The sequence below is a fragment of the Candidatus Arthromitus sp. SFB-mouse-NL genome (genome assembly GCF_000709435.1).
Taxonomy (GTDB): Bacteria; Bacillota; Clostridia; order Clostridiales; family Clostridiaceae; genus Dwaynesavagella.
In genome coordinates this window covers 935,571-956,807 of record NZ_CP008713.1, presented here as the reverse complement: position 1 = coordinate 956,807, position 21,237 = coordinate 935,571, and the positions used below count along the sequence as shown (strand labels likewise).

At 27.7% G+C, this 21,237-nt stretch carries 20 protein-coding genes and 1 pseudogene; 19 read left to right on the top strand and 2 right to left on the bottom strand.

Annotation, left to right across the window (positions count from 1 at the left end; all coding sequences use genetic code 11):
- Positions 1-48: 48 nt before the first annotated feature.
- The 4 genes from SFBMNL_RS04635 (at position 49) to SFBMNL_RS04620 (ending at position 3,119) form a co-directional block, all read left to right on the top strand.
- On the top strand, positions 49-1,014 hold the full coding sequence (locus SFBMNL_RS04635; RefSeq protein WP_042294685.1) for a glycosyltransferase family 2 protein: 966 nt from the start codon (positions 49-51) through the stop codon (positions 1,012-1,014).
- Positions 1,015-1,063: 49 nt separating this feature from the next.
- The gene (locus tag SFBMNL_RS04630) at positions 1,064-1,912 is read left to right on the top strand and encodes a bifunctional 5,10-methylenetetrahydrofolate dehydrogenase/5,10-methenyltetrahydrofolate cyclohydrolase (protein ID WP_005806071.1); all 849 of its coding nucleotides are present in this window, start codon (positions 1,064-1,066) and stop codon (positions 1,910-1,912) included.
- A 117-nt stretch (positions 1,913-2,029) separates the two neighbouring features.
- Positions 2,030-2,599, top strand: a complete 570-nt coding sequence (locus tag SFBMNL_RS04625; protein ID WP_005806073.1) for a hypothetical protein — start codon at positions 2,030-2,032, stop codon at positions 2,597-2,599.
- A gap of 67 nt (positions 2,600-2,666) precedes the next feature.
- Positions 2,667-3,119, top strand: coding sequence for a metallophosphoesterase family protein (locus tag SFBMNL_RS04620; RefSeq protein WP_005806075.1), 453 nt, complete (start codon positions 2,667-2,669; stop codon positions 3,117-3,119).
- A gap of 81 nt (positions 3,120-3,200) precedes the next feature.
- On the opposite strand, the pseudogene SFBMNL_RS08210 reads toward SFBMNL_RS04620, so the two are convergent.
- Positions 3,201-3,383, bottom strand: a pseudogene (locus SFBMNL_RS08210) (Rdx family protein); the annotation flags it as partial.
- 76 nt (positions 3,384-3,459) lie between these two features.
- Entirely contained in the window at positions 3,460-6,351 is a 2,892-nt protein-coding gene (locus SFBMNL_RS04615; RefSeq protein ID WP_005806079.1) for a transglycosylase domain-containing protein, read from the bottom strand.
- A 232-nt stretch (positions 6,352-6,583) separates the two neighbouring features.
- On the opposite strand from SFBMNL_RS04615, the gene hflX reads away from it, so the two are divergent.
- The 15 genes from hflX to secF all read left to right on the top strand — a co-directional run bounded on the left by hflX (position 6,584) and on the right by secF (position 21,131).
- A complete protein-coding gene (hflX, locus tag SFBMNL_RS04610; RefSeq protein WP_042294684.1) occupies positions 6,584-8,398 on the top strand; it encodes a GTPase HflX in 1,815 nt (604 codons plus the stop codon).
- A gap of 3 nt (positions 8,399-8,401) precedes the next feature.
- Complete coding sequence (locus tag SFBMNL_RS04605) at positions 8,402-9,055, top strand: YigZ family protein (protein WP_042294683.1); 654 nt, start codon at positions 8,402-8,404, stop codon at positions 9,053-9,055.
- Positions 9,056-9,076: 21 nt separating this feature from the next.
- The gene (locus SFBMNL_RS04600) at positions 9,077-9,424 is read left to right on the top strand and encodes a nucleotide pyrophosphohydrolase (RefSeq protein ID WP_005806085.1); all 348 of its coding nucleotides are present in this window, start codon (positions 9,077-9,079) and stop codon (positions 9,422-9,424) included.
- Positions 9,424-10,164: a YebC/PmpR family DNA-binding transcriptional regulator gene (locus SFBMNL_RS04595; RefSeq protein WP_005806087.1), complete on the top strand. Its 741-nt coding sequence runs from the start codon at positions 9,424-9,426 to the stop codon at positions 10,162-10,164. The genes SFBMNL_RS04600 and SFBMNL_RS04595 overlap by 1 nt, the downstream gene beginning before the upstream one ends.
- Before the next feature lie 110 nt (positions 10,165-10,274).
- Entirely contained in the window at positions 10,275-10,850 is a 576-nt protein-coding gene (locus tag SFBMNL_RS04590; RefSeq protein WP_042294682.1) for a hypothetical protein, read from the top strand.
- A 92-nt stretch (positions 10,851-10,942) separates the two neighbouring features.
- Positions 10,943-11,542: a Holliday junction branch migration protein RuvA gene (gene ruvA, locus SFBMNL_RS04585; protein ID WP_042294681.1), complete on the top strand. Its 600-nt coding sequence runs from the start codon at positions 10,943-10,945 to the stop codon at positions 11,540-11,542.
- 4 nt (positions 11,543-11,546) lie between these two features.
- A complete protein-coding gene (gene ruvB, locus SFBMNL_RS04580) occupies positions 11,547-12,536 on the top strand; it encodes a Holliday junction branch migration DNA helicase RuvB (RefSeq protein ID WP_042294680.1) in 990 nt (329 codons plus the stop codon).
- 15 nt (positions 12,537-12,551) lie between these two features.
- Complete coding sequence (gene queA, locus SFBMNL_RS04575) at positions 12,552-13,574, top strand: tRNA preQ1(34) S-adenosylmethionine ribosyltransferase-isomerase QueA (RefSeq protein WP_042294679.1); 1,023 nt, start codon at positions 12,552-12,554, stop codon at positions 13,572-13,574.
- Between the two features lie 24 nt (positions 13,575-13,598).
- The gene (tgt, locus tag SFBMNL_RS04570) at positions 13,599-14,726 is read left to right on the top strand and encodes a tRNA guanosine(34) transglycosylase Tgt (RefSeq protein ID WP_042294678.1); all 1,128 of its coding nucleotides are present in this window, start codon (positions 13,599-13,601) and stop codon (positions 14,724-14,726) included.
- Between the two features lie 13 nt (positions 14,727-14,739).
- A complete protein-coding gene (gene yajC / locus SFBMNL_RS04565; protein WP_042294677.1) occupies positions 14,740-15,045 on the top strand; it encodes a preprotein translocase subunit YajC in 306 nt (101 codons plus the stop codon).
- 130 nt (positions 15,046-15,175) lie between these two features.
- Positions 15,176-17,065, top strand: coding sequence for a DUF4214 domain-containing protein (locus SFBMNL_RS04560; RefSeq protein WP_042294676.1), 1,890 nt, complete (start codon positions 15,176-15,178; stop codon positions 17,063-17,065).
- A 256-nt stretch (positions 17,066-17,321) separates the two neighbouring features.
- The gene (scfA, locus tag SFBMNL_RS04555; protein ID WP_005806098.1) at positions 17,322-17,459 is read left to right on the top strand and encodes a six-cysteine ranthipeptide SCIFF; all 138 of its coding nucleotides are present in this window, start codon (positions 17,322-17,324) and stop codon (positions 17,457-17,459) included.
- A 96-nt stretch (positions 17,460-17,555) separates the two neighbouring features.
- A complete protein-coding gene (scfB, locus tag SFBMNL_RS04550; protein WP_042294675.1) occupies positions 17,556-18,944 on the top strand; it encodes a thioether cross-link-forming SCIFF peptide maturase in 1,389 nt (462 codons plus the stop codon).
- A gap of 44 nt (positions 18,945-18,988) precedes the next feature.
- Entirely contained in the window at positions 18,989-20,293 is a 1,305-nt protein-coding gene (secD, locus tag SFBMNL_RS04545; RefSeq protein WP_042294674.1) for a protein translocase subunit SecD, read from the top strand.
- A complete protein-coding gene (secF, locus tag SFBMNL_RS04540; RefSeq protein WP_005806102.1) occupies positions 20,271-21,131 on the top strand; it encodes a protein translocase subunit SecF in 861 nt (286 codons plus the stop codon). The genes secD and secF overlap by 23 nt, the downstream gene beginning before the upstream one ends.
- Positions 21,132-21,237: the final 106 nt, after the last annotated feature.

Here is a 21,237-nt window from a genome sequence, read left to right as displayed (position 1 = left end):
ATAATAATGTTCTATAATAATTCGTTTAATAAAAGGGTGGTATAAAAGTTGAAAAATATTTTGGTTTCTATAATAATGCCTGTATATAACAATGAAAAATATTTATCTGGTGCAATTGAAAGTGTTTTAAATCAAACTCATAAAAATATTGAATTACTGATTTTGGATGATGGATCTACTGATAGTTCTCTTTCAATTATTGAAAATTATGCTATGCATAATAAAAATATAAGATTGGTTTCTAGAGATAATAAAGGAGTTGCAAACTCAATTGATGAGTTACTTAAATATGTAAAAGGTGATTATATAGCTAGGATGGATGGAGATGATTATTCATTTCCAGATCGTATTGAAAAGCAACTTAAATATTTAAAAGAAAACAGTGATGTTGGATTGGTTGGATCTTTTGTTGAAGTTGAGTTAACAGATTATAAGAATAAAGATGATGTCAAATTGTGTGAAGATATATTTAATTTTAAGATTGATGATAAAAATCCTTCAATAAAGTTTTTGAATGGTCACAGGATATGTCATGGAACTTTCATGTGTAGGGCAAAAATATTTGAAGAGGTTAAGTATAATATTAATCTCAATTCTTCTGAAGATTTAGATTTTATATTTAATTTGATAAGTAAAAATTTTAAAGTGGGTATAATAGAAAAGAGATTTTATTTAAATAGGGTTGATTCGGAATTTGTTCATAAACAAAAATATTTAAATGAAAAATATAATGAGGAGATTTTAAAATCTAAACTTAAATTTTTACAATCTTATATAAAAAATAGAGAGGTATGTATAGTTGGTAAGAGTAAATATTCAAATACATTGTACAAAATTTTAAAAAATAACAATATTAAGATTGGAGATTCAATTATTTATGAATATACTAACGATAAGTTTGCTGATTTGGGAAAAAGTTATATTTTTATAGTGGACAAATGTAATTATGAGCATATTAGAGATAGTTTGATTACCCAAGGAAAGAATGATTTGTATGATTTTATATTTATTTAAACTTGAGTTTAGAAAAATATTTTTATATGATTATTAAGAGGTGATGTTCATGAAGGATTATTCTTATAAGATTCTTAATTGCAAGGAATATAGAGATCTTAAAGAAGTAGGTATAGCAAAGTTTATATTGGAAAATTCCTTAAAATTAAGATTGGTTATTATACAAGTTGGTGATGATTTTGCAAGTAATTCATATATTAACAACAAATTAAAGGCATGTGAGAGATGTAGAATTGAATCAGAATTGATAAAGCTAGATGAAAAAGTGAGTCAAGATGAATTGCTAAAAATTATACATAGATTGAATGAAAGTGATAATGTAACAGGTATTATTGTTCAATCTCCATTACCATCACATATTGATTCACAAGTTATAAATGATTCTATATTGTATATGAAAGATGTTGATGGATTTTCAATTGTTAATAAAGGAAAACTTTATAATAATCAAGATTGTTTAGTTCCATGTACTGCTCAAGGAGTTATAGAAATATTAAAGCATAATAATATAGAGATTTCTGGTAAAAATGTAGCAGTAATTAATAGAAGTGATTTGGTAGGTAAACCATTAATGCATTTATTTTTACAAAATAATGCAACTGTAACAGTGTGTCATTCTTATACTGATAATTTGAAAGAGATATGTTTAAGATCAGATATTGTGGTTATTGGTATAGGACAGCCTAATTTTTTGAAAAGTGATTTTATTAAAGATGATGCAGTTATTTTAGACGTTGGTATAAATTTTGTAGATGATAAATTATGTGGGGATGTAGATTTTTTTGATTGCATAGAGAAGTGTTCAAAAATAACAACGGTACCAGGTGGAGTTGGATTATTAACAGTAACTAATTTATTGAGTAACGTTGTAAAAGCATATTCGATACAAACACAATAAAAATATTCATCTAAAACAGTTAAAATAATGTAAATATTTATTATTATTATTTGAAAAATTTTTTGGATATTATATAATTGAACATATAGTTATGGAAAAAAATGGGACAAAAGGGGAATGGCTTTGGAAAAATTGTATAGCATTAAGGAATTATCACAAAAATTTAATGTGTCAGAAAAACACATCTATGAAGAATTAAGGAAAACAAAGGAACTTAATGAAAGCATCATTTACAAGAGTAAAAAAACATATTTAGATGAGTCAGGATTACAAATATTAACTGATATAATGTGCAAAGATATTGAAACATCAAATGATATTATTGATAGAGATGAACCTGAGATTGAACAGATAGAAATTACAACTGATTCTTCTAAAATTGATGATGAGACTTTACATATTAATGAAGAATCTTTATTAGATAAAAAAAATCCAGATGAGTCAATAAATCTTCTTACAGAACAGATTAAGGAGAAAGATAATCAGATTAAAAAATTGATGTCTATAATCGAAAATAGTCAATTTCTTATGGAGAAAGATAGGGAACAATTGTTACAAGAAACAATGTATTATAAAACTTTAGAAATGCTTGAAGAAAGAGCATCAAAATTTGATGAAAATATTCCATATTTAAGAAGTAAGTTGGATGCTAAGAAGAATTCAAAAAAATGGTGGAAGAAAAATTAATATTTGCACAAAAAACTCCCTATAAGTTAATATGGGAGTTTTTTGTTTTTAGGAGGATATAGATATTATGGTAAAAAATATTGGGGTTATTTCTGATACACATGGTTTAATACGCTCAGAAGTTTATGAATTTTTTAGAGATTGTGATCTTATTATTCATGCAGGAGATATAGTGAAGGAAAGCACAATATATGAGCTTGAAACTATATGTAAAGTTGAGGCAGTTAGTGGAAATAACGATTTTAATTTAGATCATAATAAATACCCAGATAATAAAAAATTAAATATAAATGATAGTCTTAATGTTTATGTTATACATGATTTAAGTTATATGAATGAGGAATACATAAATTATGATATAGTTATACATGGTCATACTCATAATCCATCAGAAAAATATATAAACAATACATTGATTTTAAATCCAGGAAGTTTTGGTCCAAAGAGATTTTCCCTTCCAATAAGTTTAGCAGTTATAAATATTGAAAATAAAATACAAGTTAAATTTTTTCAGATATAATAAAATTAAATATTGCTTTAATAAACATAAAAAAGACCGCATAGCAGAGGTTGTAATCTGTTATGTGGTCTTTTTAATTTTTTACATCTTTGATGCGATTAAATCTTCAATTTCATTTTCATTAGGCATCCTATTAATAGCTTTACGGGAGAAAACTAACGCACCATCTATAAATACATCGAATACACCATTGACAGATGGAAGTAGTTCAAAATTAGAAATATTAGTTTTGTATTCATCTAGTATTTTATTCAATAGAGTAACTACTCTAGGAAGATGATTTCAAACAGTACAATATTTTATAGTTATCTTCATTTGTTTAATCTCCTTAATTTAAATTTTAACCGAAATCAAAATCAGCTGAATCTAGACTTTCATTTTCAACATTATCTATCTCAGTCCCATTTGAAGTATCATTGTTATCTGGTGTAGATGGAGGTTGAATAGTAGTTTCATTGTTGTTTGTATTGCCATTACCATTGTTAGTATTATCTGTATTTTCATTATTATTATCATTATTTGGTGGCACTTCTGTGCTGTTATTAGAACCAGAACCATTTCCATCTCCAGGAGGAGAAGGAGTTATCGTAGAACTACCATTATTCGAATTTTCAAAATCAGGAAGGATAGGAATATCTTCAATTAATGGTGGATCATCTATGTCTGTTTCTGTATCATTTATAGGAGGCTTATTATCTATAGGTGGTATTGTATTATTGTCAGATGCATCACTATTATCTGGATTTGATGTATTACTGTCATCTGGAGTGGTTGGAGTGTTATTTTCATCTTCAAACCATTCTTCATCTGGATCTACTCCGTCTTGATTTAAATTGTCGTCGTTGTCAGGTAATTCATATGATCCATTATCGTATACTTTGGGTGCAACGTACTTTTGGTCACTCAAATATACGCTAGGAGTGTATTTTCTATTTAGGAACACACGAGTTTCTTTTAGATACTCAGGAGTATTTGCTGTAGCTATTGCTCCTGTTAAAGAGTTAATAGTTACAGGAACGTGTACGTCACAAGTATGAGTTGGAACAGTACCTTTTATAAATAACTCTGTATAAACTTTACTTCCCCTAGGATCAGAGGCACAATATTGAGTAGTCAATAGTCCAGATACACTGCAAATGTTTGCTGATACTATATTTTCAGGTCTTGGAATCTCTACAGGTGGAAGAGATTCATGTGCTTTCTCCATGATCTTACCGAATAATGCACTGGCTGTAGATCCACTAAAAGGTTTTTTACCATATTTATCCGTAAGTTCTGTAGGTTTATCTGCTCCAATCCATATAGCGGCAGCCATATAAGGAGTTGTACCTGCAAACCATAAATCTTTGATATTTTCAGTTGTACCAGTTTTACCAACCACAGGTATATCACCGAATTTAGCAGGTCTAGAAGAATATCTTTCAACAGGACCTTTTAATAAATCGTACATTATATATGCAGTTTCAGGAGAAACGACTTGGGTTTTTTCTGGTTTATTTTCTAATATTACTTTACCATTTTTATCTACAACGTGGGTATAAGTTATAGGTTCAGTCAAAATACCACCATTTGCAAAAACACTAAATGCTGAAGCTAAAATTAACGGGTTACCGCCATCTAAATTATTAGGATCATTATTAAATTGACCTAAAGCTAATGTTGCAATGCTATCTTTTGAATTTTCATTATAATGTAAACCGAATTTTTGACCATACTCTAGTGCATTTTTTGTTCCAACTTTATCAACTATTTTTATGGCTGATAAATTAATAGATCTTTCAAGAGAGTATCTAACATTTGTGTATCCTATAAAATTATTTTTAACTTCGTTTGTTGGATTCCAGCCACCATATTTTGAAGATAATTCTTTAGATAGAGGTGAATCCTCAACTCCTGTTCCAGCATGACCTAATTTTAAGTCAATAAGAGGAGTGTAAGCTGTTAATGGTTTTGTTGTTGATCCGATGGAACGCAAAAATTTATCAGAAGCAGCTCTATTATATGAGTTAGCATCTTGATCTCCACGTCCACCAATAATTGCCTTAGTATGACCAGTTTTAAAATCAATAACGACGGCAGACATTTGGGGTTGAATTATACCATTCTCATCTGTCCATTCAGCTAAATTTATATAACTTGTTGCATTATCAAGTACATATTGAGCATGGTCTTGTAAACTTTTATCCATTGTAGTGTAAATTTTAAGTCCATCATTTCTCAAGTGAAGTTTTACTTCTTCATCAGTATATCCGTAAACTTCCTTTAAATCTTTAGTTAATTCTTCAACCACAGGTCTTGCGAACCATTCATAATTGTAACTATCATTAACTTTTTTAATATCAAAGCCTATTTTATCAGTATTTATTTCTTCAACCGCTTTATTATAATCTTCTTGACCAATGTATCCAAGCTCGAGCATTTTATTCAAGACTGTTATCGCTCTATTTTTATAAAATTGACTATCTTCAGAGTTTACAGCACTCGAATAATATTTTGTAGGATGTTGTGTTGATCCAGCTAAGAATGCAGATTGTGCAAGTGTAAGATCTTTTGCATTTTTCGAAAAATACTGTAATGCGCCAGCTTCAACGCCATAAGCATTACCACCAACAAATATTGTGTTCAAATATATTTCTAATATCTGATCTTTTGACATTTGTTTTTCTAATTCCAAGGCTAAATAAATTTCACGTATTTTCCTAACCACAGATACTTCATTAGTGAGAATATTATTTTTAATAACTTGTTGGGTTAATGTAGAAGCTCCATGCAATCCTGATTGTTTATTTAAAATTTTCTTAATATCAGTTATTACCGCACTTATTATACGTTGTATATCTATCCCTGAATGTTGATAAAATCTTTCGTCTTCTATAGCGATAAATGCATTCCGTAATTGAAGAGGCATTTCATCTAATGAAATTACATACCTTTTTTCAGCTTTTAATACTTCATCCATAAACTCGCCATCAGCATCAAAGAGTTGTGATGCTTGATCAAGATCAGTAACGGCCTCTATAGTTAATGGAGGAGAAGTCTTAATTATTGCAAAAGTAAATCCAAAAACAGTAATAGCACCAATTAAAAATATAGCTAATAAGAAAATTAGAAACGTTGTAATAATTTTTTTTGTTTTTTTACTGCTTTTATTATTAATATTATTCTGAATAGTTTCACTATTTTTGTCTTCGTTATTTAAGTTTGAACTATTGCTAGAATTATTATTTGACATATATTCCTCCTAGTAAATTCTTGCTCCTTGTTTAATTAGGTAATCCATTAAATTATATAACTATCAAAAAAAAATGTAAATATGGCAATATCGAAACAAATATAAAATTCAAGGATACTTGTAATTATTTTTTATTTGACTTATATTTTTAATTCTTTCATGAAATTAATAATCTATACTTTCAGAGTGAGTAGTTTTTGAAAAATTATAATTATGATTTAGGAGTGATTCTATGATATACGGTGATACGAATGGTATTAAAAGAAGTTATCTTAATGAACTTGAAGATATATATGATATTAGACTTGATAAGAATTTAATTATTAGCGAAGAAATTTTATATAAGATATGTGAAATAAGTTTTAAGATTAACAAGGAAATATGTATTGTTTTATTAAGAAATGGAAATGTTCATAGTATTTCGATTGGAACAAATGCTGATGCAAAGATTCATATTGATTTAAAGGATAAAAAGAAGTTAAGTGGATGCAGGGTAATTCATACACATTTAAATTCATCCCCTAAGTTGTCGGATGTTGATATTGCAAGTTTAAAGAATTTAAGATTGGATGCAATATCAGCAGTTAATGTTACTGATGAAAATTTATTCAATGGGTTTTCAATAGGAATGTTAAATAATGGTGATAATGAGTATGAAGAGTATGTTTTTTATAATTTAAAAGATTATTTAGATTTTAATATTTTCTCTAAGATTCAAGACATAGAGAAGAATTTTAAAGTTGAAATATATGAAAATGAAATTAGTGATAATTGTGTTTTAATAGGGTGTGATACTCTTGAAAGTCTTGAAGAATTAAGAGAGTTAGCTTATGCTTGCAACATAAATGTTAAAGATATGTTTTTTCAAAATAGAGATAAGGCTGATTCTGTGTATTACATAGGTAAGGGAAAAATTAAAGAAATATTAAACTCTATTTATCATAGGAACATAACACTATTAATTTTTGATGATGATTTGTCAGGATCTCAAATACGCGTTCTTGAAGAAATGTCAGGAATTAGAGTTATAGATAGGACAACATTGATTTTAGAAATATTTAATAGGAGGGCAAAATCTAAAGTTTCTAAATATCAAGTTGAATTGGCTATGTTGAAATATAAATATTCAAAATTGAGAGGATTGAGTAGTTACTTAAACAGAACATCTGGGGGAATTGGTTTAAGAGGAGGATCAGGAGAAACTAAACTTGAAACTGATAGGAGATATGTAAGAAGTAAGATTGATTATTTGAAGAAAGAAATTGAGAAAATAAAGTTAGAGAGAAGTGTACAAAGAGATGCAAGAATAAAAAATAATATACCACAGGTTTCGATTGTAGGTTATACAAATGCTGGGAAGTCTACATTAAGAAATTATATTTATTCAACATCTAATGTCGGTGAAGTGGATTTGGATAAAAAACTTGTAATTGAAGCAGATATGTTATTTGCGACTTTAGATACAACCGTTAGAAAAATTTTGTTACCGAGAAAAACTTTAATTTCTTTGACAGATACAGTTGGTTTTATAAAAAAGTTGCCACATGATTTGGTTGATGCATTTAAGTCAACATTGGAAGAGGTTATTTATAGCAGTTTACTCTTACATGTTGTAGATATTTCTTCAAATAATTTTGAAGTTGAAATAAATACGACTGATAATGTTTTGAAAGAAATAGGGATTAAGAATTTAAACAGGATACTAATATTTAATAAAATAGATAAATTAAAAAATAGTGAGCTTGAGGAATTGAAATCAAAAATATATAAATTATATCCTTCTGATAAAATAGTATTTATTTCTGTCATCGAAAAAATTAATATAGATAAGTTACTAAATTTAGTTGAGGAAACTCTAAGTTTAAATTACCAAAATGTATCTTTGCTAATTCCATATGATGATTATTCGATATTAAATAGTGTTTATGAAAGTTATAAAATTATAAAAGAAGAGCATTTGGATAAAGGTACATTTGTTAATTTTGATATACCGAAGAGTGAATTAGATAGATTTAAAAAATATATTATTGAAGATTTGGAGAATTAGAAATTGAGTTATAAAACTATTATAGGCGATGCATATTATGAATTCGAAGAGAAGAGGTCTGTCTTTATTGGATATATTAAACATATTGAATCAGAAGATGAGGCTAAAAATTTTATAGAATACATAAATAGTAAGCATTATGATTCTAAGCATAATGTTTACGGGTACATAGTTGGTGGTAATATGTTAATTCAAAGATATACAGATGACGGTGAACCCCAAGGTACTGCTGGTATACCAATAATAGAACTAATAAAAAAGAGAAAATTAACGGATGTTATTATTGTGGTAACAAGATATTTTGGGGGAATTCTTCTAGGTGTTGGAGGATTAACTAGGGCTTATGTAAATGGAGCCAATGGGGCGATTAATAATGCAAGGATAGTTGACAAAGTTTTGGGAAATGAAATTTTAATAATTGTTAAGTATGATTTGGTTGGTAAATTACAATACTTTTTTAATGAAAATAAAATCCATATAAAAGATACTTTATATGAAGATAGGGTTATTTTTAAAGTTAGATGTGAGAAAATTGATGTAAACAAGTTTTTATCCGATATAACTGATTTAACTTCAAATAATTTGAGTGTTGAAATTAGTGATGATGTTATGTATTTTAAAGATGAGGGAAAGTATTTTCTAAATAATGAGGTTTAATAAAATTAGGAGAATTAAGTTATGGAGTTAAATGATTCAAATATCAATCTAAAAGAGCTTAAGAAAATAATAAAGAATTTTGAATTGGAACGAGGATGGGATAAATTTAGAAACCCTAAGGATCTTAGTATGAGTATAGCTATCGAAGCTGCAGAACTTATGGAAATATTTCAGTGGGATACAACTGATGAGGCATATAACATAAAAAATAGTGATAAGTTTAATCATTTTTGCGAAGAATTAGCAGATGTGATGATCTATTCAATTTCTTTAGCTAACAGTTTAGATATCGATTTATATGGAAATATAATGGAGAAACTGTATAAAAATTCTATAAAATATCCTAAGAAAAGTAAGGAGAATAAATAATGGCAGGTCATAGTAAATGGCATAATATACAAGCGCGTAAAAGTAAAGTTGATGCAAAAAGATCAAAAATATTTACAAAACTTATAAAAGAGATATCTGTTGCAGCTAAAATGGGTGGATCAAGTATTGAAGGCAATTCAAAACTCAAAGATGCTATAGAAAAGGCTCAACATAATAATGTTCCAAGAGAAACAATAGAGAGAGCAATAAAAAAAGGGGCAGGAGAATTAACAGGGGATAATTATGAAACTTTAATTTATGAAGGTTATGGTCCATTTGGAGTTGCAGTTATAGTTAAAACTTTGACAGATAATAAAAATAGAACTGCAGGGAATATAAGACATATATTTTCTAAATTTTCTGGTAATCTCGGATCTAGTGGTTGTGTTAGTTATATGTTTAAAGAAATTGGTGAAATTGTAGTTGATAGGTCTCAGGATATAAGTGAAGATGAAATAATGGAAATTGCTTTTAATTATGGAGCTGATGATTTTCAAACACACGAAAAGGAAAATGTATATGTAATTAAAAGCAATGCCGATAATTTTAAGAAGATAAAAGATGAGCTTGATTCAGAAAATATTGATTTTTTAGAAGCCGAAATAAGATTGCAAGCAGATACGAATGTTTTATTAACTTCAGACGAGGATATTGAAAAGATAGAGAAATTTATAGATATGTTAGAAGATGATGAGGATGTTCAAGAAGTCTATTGTAATGCAGAATATGAATTTGAATAGTTAAATTTTTAAGAGTGTGTTGTGATTTCAATACACTCTTTTCATTTTTTATCTAAATATGTATAGAAATTGAATATTTTATACATAATCCTAACAAGGAGTGAGAGATAATGAAAAATAAATTTTTAAATAATAATAAAAATAATTTTATAATATTAGGGATAATCGGTATATCTATACTAATTTTTTTGAGTGCCTATATGATTACCTATAAAGTTATTAGTTTTAAAAATGATACAAATTTTGTGAATAGGAATAGTTATGAATCGATATCTAAAAATAATACTAGAGATTTAGTTATAGTGAGCCAAAATGATGATGGTGAATTTATGGAAAAAAATAGGATGAAACTAGAATTAATGGATATTAATAAAATTTTTACTGACGTATATCCATTAGGAAAGTATGAAATAATCGATTTTAATGATAAATCTATTGTCTTAAAAGAAAAAGATGAAAATAATTTTAATCCAAATATGTATTACATAGGTGAGAAAAATGGTTATATAACTGTATTTAAATCAGACAATAATGGTAAATTATTTATTGAAAATGAAAAAGTAGATATAAGCAGTAAGAAGGTGGATTCTTTACCTGTATCTGATAGAAATTTAGTATTAAATTACCAATTAAGCTCTGACAATAGAGATGAGATGCAGTATATATTAAGCGAACTTGAAACTTAAATAATTTGATCAACTTTAGTTGAAAAAAATTAATACGAATGGTAAATTTAGTATATAATAATTAATTTTAAAATTAAAAAAGGTCATGTTGTATGTATGAATATATAGAGGGAATATATAGAGGTTTAAATAAAGATTATGTAATTATAGAAAATCAAGGTATTGGATATAGGATTTTTACTTCGGGTAACAGTATTTATTCAATGCCAAATATAGATAGTAAGGTTAGACTTTATGTTGAACAGATAGTGAGACAAGATTTTATAGGTTTATATGGATTTATAAATAAATATGAATTAGAAATGTTCTTAAAGTTAATAAATATAAATGGAGTTGGATCTAAAGCTGCATTAGCGATATTGTCTATTAATACTGTGGATACATTGAGAGAAGCAATTTATTATTCTGATGAATCTGTATTGATGAAAGCAAATGGTGTTGGAAAAAAAACAGCACAACGTATAATACTTGAACTAAAAGATAAGATATCGCTAGCAGTACCTGATAGAGTTAGTCAAATTAGTGTTGACTATAAATCTAGCAGTATTTTAACTGAGTCACGGGAGGCATTGTTATCTTTAGGATTTGATGAAAAGAGTATAAATAAAGTCTTGGATCAAGTGGTAGAAGAGTTTTCTGATAAATCATTAGAATTTATAATAAAAGAGTGTTTGAAAAGTTTGATGAGGTGATGTTATGGATGGTAGATTAGTTAACACATCATTTTCTATGAATGATTCAAAGGAGTATAGTTTAAGACCTGTAAATTTTAATGAATATATAGGTCAGAGTAAAGTTAAAAGTAATTTAAAAGTATTTATTGAAGCAGCAAATATGAGAGGTGATGCATTAGATCATGTTTTATTTTATGGTCCACCAGGACTTGGGAAAACCACACTTGCTAGTATTATTTCCAAAGAAATGAATAGTAGCATTAGAATAACTTCGGGTCCAGCAATTGAAAAGCCTGGAGATTTAGCTGCTATATTGACATCACTTGAGGAAAAGGAGATATTATTTATAGATGAAATACATAGATTAAGTCGAACAGTTGAAGAAATTTTATATAGTGCTATGGAAGATTACGCTTTGGATATTATTATAGGTAAAGGGCCACAAGCGAAGTCTATAAGAATAGATTTGGCTAAGTTTACATTGGTTGGAGCTACTACTAGATTAGGACTTTTAACTTCACCTTTAAGAGATAGATTTGGTGTATTATTACCAATGGATTATTATACAAATGATGAGTTGAAGGAAATAATAATAAGGTCGTCTAAAATTTTATTTATGGAAATAACTGATGATGCAGCTCTTGAAATAGCAAAATGTTCTAGAGGTACGCCGAGGGTTGCTAATAGAATTTTAAAAAGAGTACGTGATTTTGCACAAGTTAAGAAAAATAATTTAGTTGATATAGATTTAGCTAGACACTCTCTAGATCTTTTAGAAATTGATGAATTTGGATTAGATAAAATAGATAAGAGAATTTTAGAGGCTTTAGTTTTTAATTTTAAAGGTGGTCCCACAGGGATTGAAACTATAGCACATTTTTTATCAGAAGAAATCAGTACATTAGAAGATGTATATGAACCATTTCTTATACAACAAGGTTTCATAATTAGGACACCTAGGGGTAGAATTGCAACTGATAAGACATATAAATACTTTAATATTAACAGATGAAATATGGAGTGATTTATGGATATAGATTTATTTGATTTTAATTTACCAGATAGACTTATAGCTCAAAAACCATTAGAAAATAGGGAATCGTCTAAATTAATGGTTGTTAACAGAAAAGAAGATAGTGTTGTACATAGTGAATTTTTTAATGTAGTTAATTATATGGAGAAAGATGATGTATTGGTTTTAAATGATACGAGGGTTGTACCTGCTAGGATTTATGGGGTAAGTAGATACGGAGGTAAAATAGAGTTTTTATTAGTTAAAAATATAGAAGGAAGAATTTGGGAGGTTATGTGTAAGCCTGGGAAAAGAGCTTCTATTGGTAAAAAATTTCATTTTGGAAATGGTGAAATTGAAGCTACCGTAATAGGCATAAAACCAGATGGAAATAGGATTGTTGAACTTATTTATGATGGTAATATATATGATGTATTGAATAGGAATGGGGATATTCCGATACCACCATATATAAAAGAAGTATTGTATGATAAAGAAAGATATCAAACTGTATACTCGGATAAAATGGGATCAATTGCGGCACCTACGGCTGGTCTTCATTTTACGAAGGAATTATTGTGTAGAATAAAAAATAAAGGTGTAAAAATCGTTTATGTAACATTACATGTTGGTTTAGGGACATTTATGCATGTTAAAACTAAAAATATTAATGATCATTTTATGCATTCTGAGTATTATGAAATTAGTGATTATACTGCTGAAGTTATTAATTTCGCAAAGTCTAGAGGAAATAAAATTATATCTGTTGGAACTACTACTGTTAGGGTTCTCGAAACTGTATTTACTAGAAATGGTAAATGTATAGGGGATAAGGGATATACAGATATATTTATAAAACCAGGATATAAATTTAAAGTTATTGATTCATTAATAACTAATTTTCATTTACCTAAATCTACACTCATCATATTAATTAGCGCATTTTATAATAGAGAAAAAATATTAACTATATATGAAAAAGCAATATTAAATAATTATAGATTTTTTAGTTTTGGTGATAGTATGATTATAATTTGATTGATGTATCTTTGGAGGATGATTATGTATAGATTGTTAAATGTAGATGGTAGGGCTAGACGTGGTGAATTTAAAACAGTACATGGTATAATACAGACTCCAGTTTTTATGAATGTAGGAACTTTGGGTGTGATTAAAGGGGCTATTTCGACAGTAGATTTAAATAAAATAAATTGTCAAGTAGAATTATCTAATACTTATCATTTACATATTAGACCTGGTGATGAAAATGTGAAAAAATTAGGTGGTTTACATAAATTTATGAATTGGGATAAGCCGATTTTAACTGATTCAGGTGGTTTTCAGATTTTTTCGCTTTCTAATTTAAGAAAAATAACAGAAGATGGAGTAGAGTTTAATTCGCATTTAGATGGTAAAAAGATTTTTATTGGTCCAGAAGAGAGCATGAGAATACAAAGTAATTTAGCTTCAACTATAGCTATGGCTTTTGATGAATGTATACCAAACCCATCTGATCGAAGCTATGTTGTTAGTTCGGTTTCTCGTACTACTAGATGGTTGAAGAGATGTATAACTGAATTAAATAGATTAAATAACACAAAAGATACTATTAATAGTGAACAATTGTTATTTGGAATTAATCAGGGTGGAATATATAAAGATATAAGAATTGAACATGCAAAGAAGATATCTGATCTTAATCTATCTGGTTATGCTATAGGTGGATTAGCAGTTGGCGAAACCAAAGAAGAAATGTATGACGTTATAGAAGAAGTGGTACCATATTTACCGATAAATAAGCCTATATATTTAATGGGTGTAGGTACACCTGAAAATATTTTAGAGGCAGTATATAGAGGTGTCGATTTTTTTGATTGTGTATTGCCGGCAAGGAATGGTAGACATGGTCAAGTTTTTACTAGTACAGGTAAAATTAATTTAATTAATAAAAAATTTGAACTTGATGATAATCCTATTGATGAAAAATGTTTTTGTGAGGCATGTAAAAATTATTCTAGAGCATATATACGCCATTTATTTAAGGCTAAAGAAATGCTTGCTATGAGATTATGTGTATTGCATAATTTGAATTTTTATAATAAACTATTAGAAGAAATTAGAAAATCTATTGAATTAAATCAATTCTCTGCATTTAAGAATCAAAAGTTTAGAGAATGGGGAATACGCTAAAAGGAGATTTTTTATGAGTTCTTTTGTTAATCTACTTATACCTATAGGATTTTTAATAATCTTGTATGTAATAATGATACTTCCAGAGACGAGAAGACGAAAGAAGTATCAATCGATGCTTGATAATATAAAAGTTAATGATAAGGTTATTACTAGAGGTGGAGTTGTTGCTAAGGTTATATCTATAGATAATGATAAAAATGAGGTTGTTTTAGAGACTGCTCCTGATAAGACAAGAATGACTTTTTTGAAAAATTCTATAGGAACTATAGTAGTTGAGTCTGTAGAAAAGATTGATATTAAATCTGATAATTCGTAGTTTAAAAGAGGATGTTTGTTGTTTTAATGTCCTCTTTTATTTTATAAGTGTTTTAAATTGTTATTGAAAAAAGTTTACAAATATATTACAATATTTATGTGATTTATATTTTAGTTTAAGGAGAAGATATATGTTATCTAAAAAAATTCTAAAATTAGTTTTAGCTATTGTTTCAATTGCGTTTTTATGTCCTAATTTTTCACATAATGTAGAATCAAAAGATTTTAAAAATGTCAATCTTAGATCTATTCTATTAAGAGATGGAGATAGTAATGAAAGTGAAGAATCTAAACCATTACCGGGTGAAGAGGGTGCGATATCGATTAATAGTGCTACAACAGAAGAAGAGTTTATTAAATATTTGAGTGAGTATTCAGAATTTGCAGTTACCGAGCAGTTTAAGTTAACTAAAAAGATTATAGAAGCTATTAAAGCAAAAATTAATAATGAAGATTATATCAATTTTGAAATTTATGGAAAAGGAATTTTAGTAATAGAAGCTGATCTTATAGTTAATGATCCGAATAGATTTAGAATAATTAGAGGTGGGGGAAAAGAGGGATCTTTATTAAAAGCAGAAACCTTGAATACTCCTATTAATATTAAAGGTATAGAGATTCAAAATGATTTAATAGATCAACCTATAATTGATAGAGTAGATAATGTGCAGCTAGTATTTACTTCAAATAAAATTTTTAATGGTTTTTTAAATCCAGTATCTAGTAATAATAATTTTGTTGTGGAATCCACATCGAAGATTGTTGGACAAGATTATATAGATATGTCTGCTGTATTAAAATCACCTGTTGATTTTTCTAATAATTTGAATTTACTTATTCAGTGTTTCCTTTCTACTCAAAAACATATGGGTACTATGAACTTAGATCTTGAAAAATCAGGAAATATGGAATTTAAATCTGTAGAAGATGGAAAAATAATCGATTTAGATGGGGGATATACTTATAATTTAATACCTGATATTGACTATACTGATGAACAAGAAAATCAGTTTATTATATATGCTAATATTTTAAATTTTAATACTTTTAATTTAGAGCGTGCAAATTTAACGCATGATAGTGTAAGTTTAAGTGTTTTTTTTGGTACAAATGGTAATGATAAAAATGGGAAGAGGCAGTATCCATTGACTCTTGAGATTAAAGATGGTTCAGGAATTATTAAAGAAATGCTTATATTAGAAGGAAAAGAAGGAGATAGAAAATCTTATACGATAAATAATTTGTTACCTAATACAACTTATACTGCTACTTTAAGAGATAATTTAGGAAATGAGATTTCAAAAGAAACTTTTGAAACTCTTTCAGATATGGGTAGTGAAAGTTCTAATAATCGTATAATTAGTATACTATCTTCTGATGTAGTGAGATTGAATGATGTAAGCATAGCAGTTAATATTACTGATGAATCTTTACTAGAAAGTTTTAAGACAGGAAAAGATTTTTCAGTTGGTATTGAGGGTATAAGCGTATCTTTTGACGGATCAATACTTAAATTAGAAGGTCTTGTTCCAGACAAGGAATATAAAAATTTGTCTCTTACTTATGTAGATAATAAGAATGTAAAAAAAATTGTGAATATTACATTTTTTAGAGCTGGTATGCCTAGGAATTCAATTGGGGAGTTTGTAGTAGATGTGTATAAAAAATCTATGGGTAGACATCCAGATGAAGTGGGTTTTGCATATTGGTATAAAAACATCGAAAGTAAAACTGTATCTCCTCAAACTTTTGTATTGAATATTTTGACTGAAAAAGAATTTATAGATAGATACGATACAGCAGAAGAAAAGATAGAAGCGTTTTATGGAGTAATTTTAGGAAGAAATCCTGATGAAGAAGGTTTGAAATTTTGGTTAGATGAGTATAATTCTTTACTTGCTAATGGAAATACTGAATCAGTATCTTTATCACAAATTGCTAATAGAATGGTTAACGAAGAAGAATTTATCAATAGATGTAAAGAATTATTTAAATCTAATATTGATAGGAGAATGTGGTAAATAATAAAAGATTTACCAAAAGATGTGAATAGTTATTTAACAAAGATTTTTTCAGTAAAGGACGAATATTTGAATAATAATTTATCGAGTAAGATAATAGAATTGATATTTTAAATAAATGTTCGTAGTTCGATAGAATTGTAATTCTATCGAACTTTTTTATGGTATAAGGAGGTTTTATAAAAAATAATAATTCTAGATTTTAGAAAACAAATATGTTATAATTTTCCGGAGTTCATTTTGGGAGGTAAGTTTAGTGAAACATATTAAAATTTTGGTTAAAAATACAATAAAAGATACATTAAAAGATACAAATTGTAAGGAATGTGCAAATTCTTGTCAATCTGCATGTAAGACTTCGTGCACAGTAGCTAATATAGTTTGTGAAAAATAAGTGAGGTATATATAGATTATTTTTTGAGATTATTTTAATAGGCTGATTTGATCGGTCTATTTATTTTTTATATGATATGGAGGAATAGATAGTATTATGGAGTTAATTCATAAATTTTTTATAGATGATTTCAGATATGTTTTGGATGTTAATACAGGGTCTCTTATGGAAATTGATGAGATTACTTATGATGTATTAGATGCGAACGAGCCTCTTACATTAAGTGAGGCTGTTAGAAGGTTTGAAAATAAATATTCTGAAGCTGATTTAGAGGAAGTTTTATCAGAGATAGAAGAGTTAATTAGTGATAATATATTATATACTAAAGATATGTATGAAGAAAAAGTTAAAATAAATAATGAACAAGAATATATGAAGGCCATGTGTTTAAATGTTGTTCATGATTGTAATTTAAAGTGTAAATACTGTTTTGCTGATGAGGGAGAGTACAAGGGTAAAAGGGAAATTATGACTCTGGATGTTGCCAAGAGAGCATTGGATTTTTTGATAAGTCAAAGTGGACCAAGATATAATATTGAAGTTGATTTATTTGGTGGTGAACCGCTTATGGCATTTGATATGATAAAACAATTAGTTGAGTATGCAAGAAGCATAGAGAAAAAGGTCAATAAAAATATAAGATTTACCTTAACAACAAATGGGATTTTATTAAATGATGAAATTATTGAATATTTAAATAAGAATATGAAAAATATAATATTGTCAATAGATGGTAGAAAAGAAGTAAATGATAATATGAGATTAACAGCAGTAGGAACAGGCTCTTATGATATTATAATTGATAAGATTAAGAAACTTGTGGAAGGAAGAGAGGAAGGGAAAGAGTATTACGTAAGGGGTACTTATACGCATCAAAATTTGGATTTTTCAAATGATTTTTTACATCTAGCTGATAAGGGATTTAGAGAAATTTCTCTTGAACCAGTTGTTGTTAAGGAAGATACAGAAATATCCATACGTTTTGAAGATTTAGAGCAAATTTATGATGAATATGATAAAATTTATAGATATTTAAGGGACTCTATTGATAAAGGTAAGAATGTTAATTTTTATCATTATAATATAAATTTGCAAGGCGGTCCTTGTGTTTATAAAAGAGTTTCTGCATGTGGTGCTGGATTTGAATATATAGCTATTACTCCAAGTGGAGATATTTATCCATGTCATCAATTTGTTGGCAAGAAAGAGTTTATTATTGGAAATATTAATTCTTTATATAAGGATAAAATAACAGAACCACAGATTGTAAGTGAGTTCAAAGATGCTAACATATATAAAAAAGAAGATTGTAATAAGTGTTGGGCAAGGTTTTATTGTAGTGGTGGTTGTCAGGCTAATAATCATGAATTTACAAATTCAATATTAAGCCCATATAAGATAGGATGTGCATTGCAGAAAAAAAGAATTGAAATGGCCATAGCATTGAAGGCCTATGAAAAATCTAAAGAAAAAGTAACTAACTAATAAAATTATTACTATAGAGATAAGTTTATTTGAGGAGGTATATTGTGAAAAAAGATAAACTTACTTCGAAAGGATCCTCGCTATTTATTTTTATTTTAGTGTTATTATTATTTTTATTTTGTACATTTTGGGGATTTAAAGGATTTGAAATTTCAGGATACAAATTTAAAAATTTTAATGATTCTATACAAAAGGGACTAGATCTTCAAGGTGGAGTTTCTGTTTTACAAGAGATAGTTGATGAAAATATAACTAAAGAAACACTTCAAAATACTAGAGAGTTATTATCTTTAAGAGTTAATAAATTTGGATTGAGTGAACCTGTTGTTACTATAGAGGGGAGTAATCGTATAAGAATCGATCTTGCAGGCGAATTTGATTCTAATGATATAGTTAAAACTCTTACATCTACAGGTCAGTTAAATTTTAAAAATGAAGAAGGAAATGTACTGCTTACTGGTAATGATGTTAAAAATGCCACTGCAGTTTTAACGCAGGATGGGAAAGCAATAATACAATTAAAATTCACGGATGAAGGAACAAAGAAATTTGCTGAAGCTACAGGGAATAATATAAATAAAACTATAGAGATAAGCATGGACGATCAAGTATTAACAAAACCTGTGGTTAATACTCAAATAACTGATGGAGAAGCAATAATAGAAGGTTCGATGAGTTTCGAAGAGGCTAATAAAATTGCAAGTATTATTCAATCAGGAGCATTGCCAGTTACACTTAAGACTATATCCGTGAATAAGGTTGGTCCGACGTTGGGGGCAGAATCTCTCCCAAATACAATAAAGGCTGGTTTAATAGGATTCATTTTCATATTAATTATTATGTTTATTAGATATAGGTTTCCCGGAATTCTTTCTGTATTTTCTTTAGCAATTTACATGATTTTATTTTTATTTGTATTTGCACTTATAGGTGCTGTTTTAACATTGCCAGGTATAGCGGGTATATTACTAACTTTGGGAATGGCTATTGATTCTAATATTTTGATATTTGAGAGGATAAGAGAAGAATTAAAAAAAGGAAAATCAGTTAAAATATCTATCAAAATTGGTTTTGATAAAGCTATGAATTCTATCTTGGATTCTAATATTACAACTATAATAGCTGGTCTAGTCTTATATTTTATTGGTACAGGTAGTGTAAAAGGTTTTGCAACAACTTTATTAATAGGTATAGTTCTAAGTATGTTTAGTTCTATAGTTATAACTAGATTTTTGATTGAGCTTTTCTATAATATGGGATTAAGGTCTAAAAGGAGTTATGGATTTAATGAAAATGAACATAAGAAAAGTGAAGGAGTGATTATAGATGAACATAACGAAAAAGTATAAAGTATGGTTTTCTATATCTATAATTACCATATTAATAGGGGTTGCTCTATTTTTTTATAGAGGGATCAATATAGGTATTGATTTTGTTGGAGGAACTACGGTATTAATAGATATTGGTAAGGAATTTGATAAGTTAGAAGTAGATGAGATATTGAAGAAATATTCTCAAAATGCAGTTTCGAAAAAAGTGAATGGGACTCAAATAGAAGTGAGGGGTAAGAATTTTGAAACTGATGAGGTAGCTAGTTTTTTTAATGAACTTAAAGATAAATATTCGTTAGAAGATTCCGCATTATTATCTCAAACAGAAATAAGTGGATCTATTGGTAAAGAACTTACTATAAGAGCATTAATAGCATTATTAATAGCAACTATAGTGATGCTTGTATACATAATTATTAGGTTTGAAATTTATTTTGGTATAGCTGCTGTGGTAGCATTAATACATGATGTTTTGATAACATTAAGTGCGTATTCTATATTTATGGTACCTATAAATTCTCCATTTATAGCATCAATATTAACAATAGTTGGGTATTCAATTAATGACACCATAGTTATATTTGATAGGATAAGAGAAAATAAGAAATTGCATTCGGGAAAATCAAATAGGTATATTGCAGATTTAAGTGTAAAACAAAGTTTAGTTAGATGTATAAACACATCTATTACAACGATTATTATTATACTTTGCGTTTATATTTTTGTGCCTAATGTAAGAGAGTTTTCATTTCCTATACTAATTGGAATAATTTCAGGTACATATTCATCTATTTTTATTGCTACCCCATTGTGGTCGATGTTAGCTTCTAAAAAAGATAATAAATTAAATAAATAAGTGTTGTAACATAGATAGATTATTTTAATAAATTAATCTATCTATTATTTTTGTTAAATATATTGTAAAAATTAACGTTGTAAACTATAATTAAATTTGTTTTTCT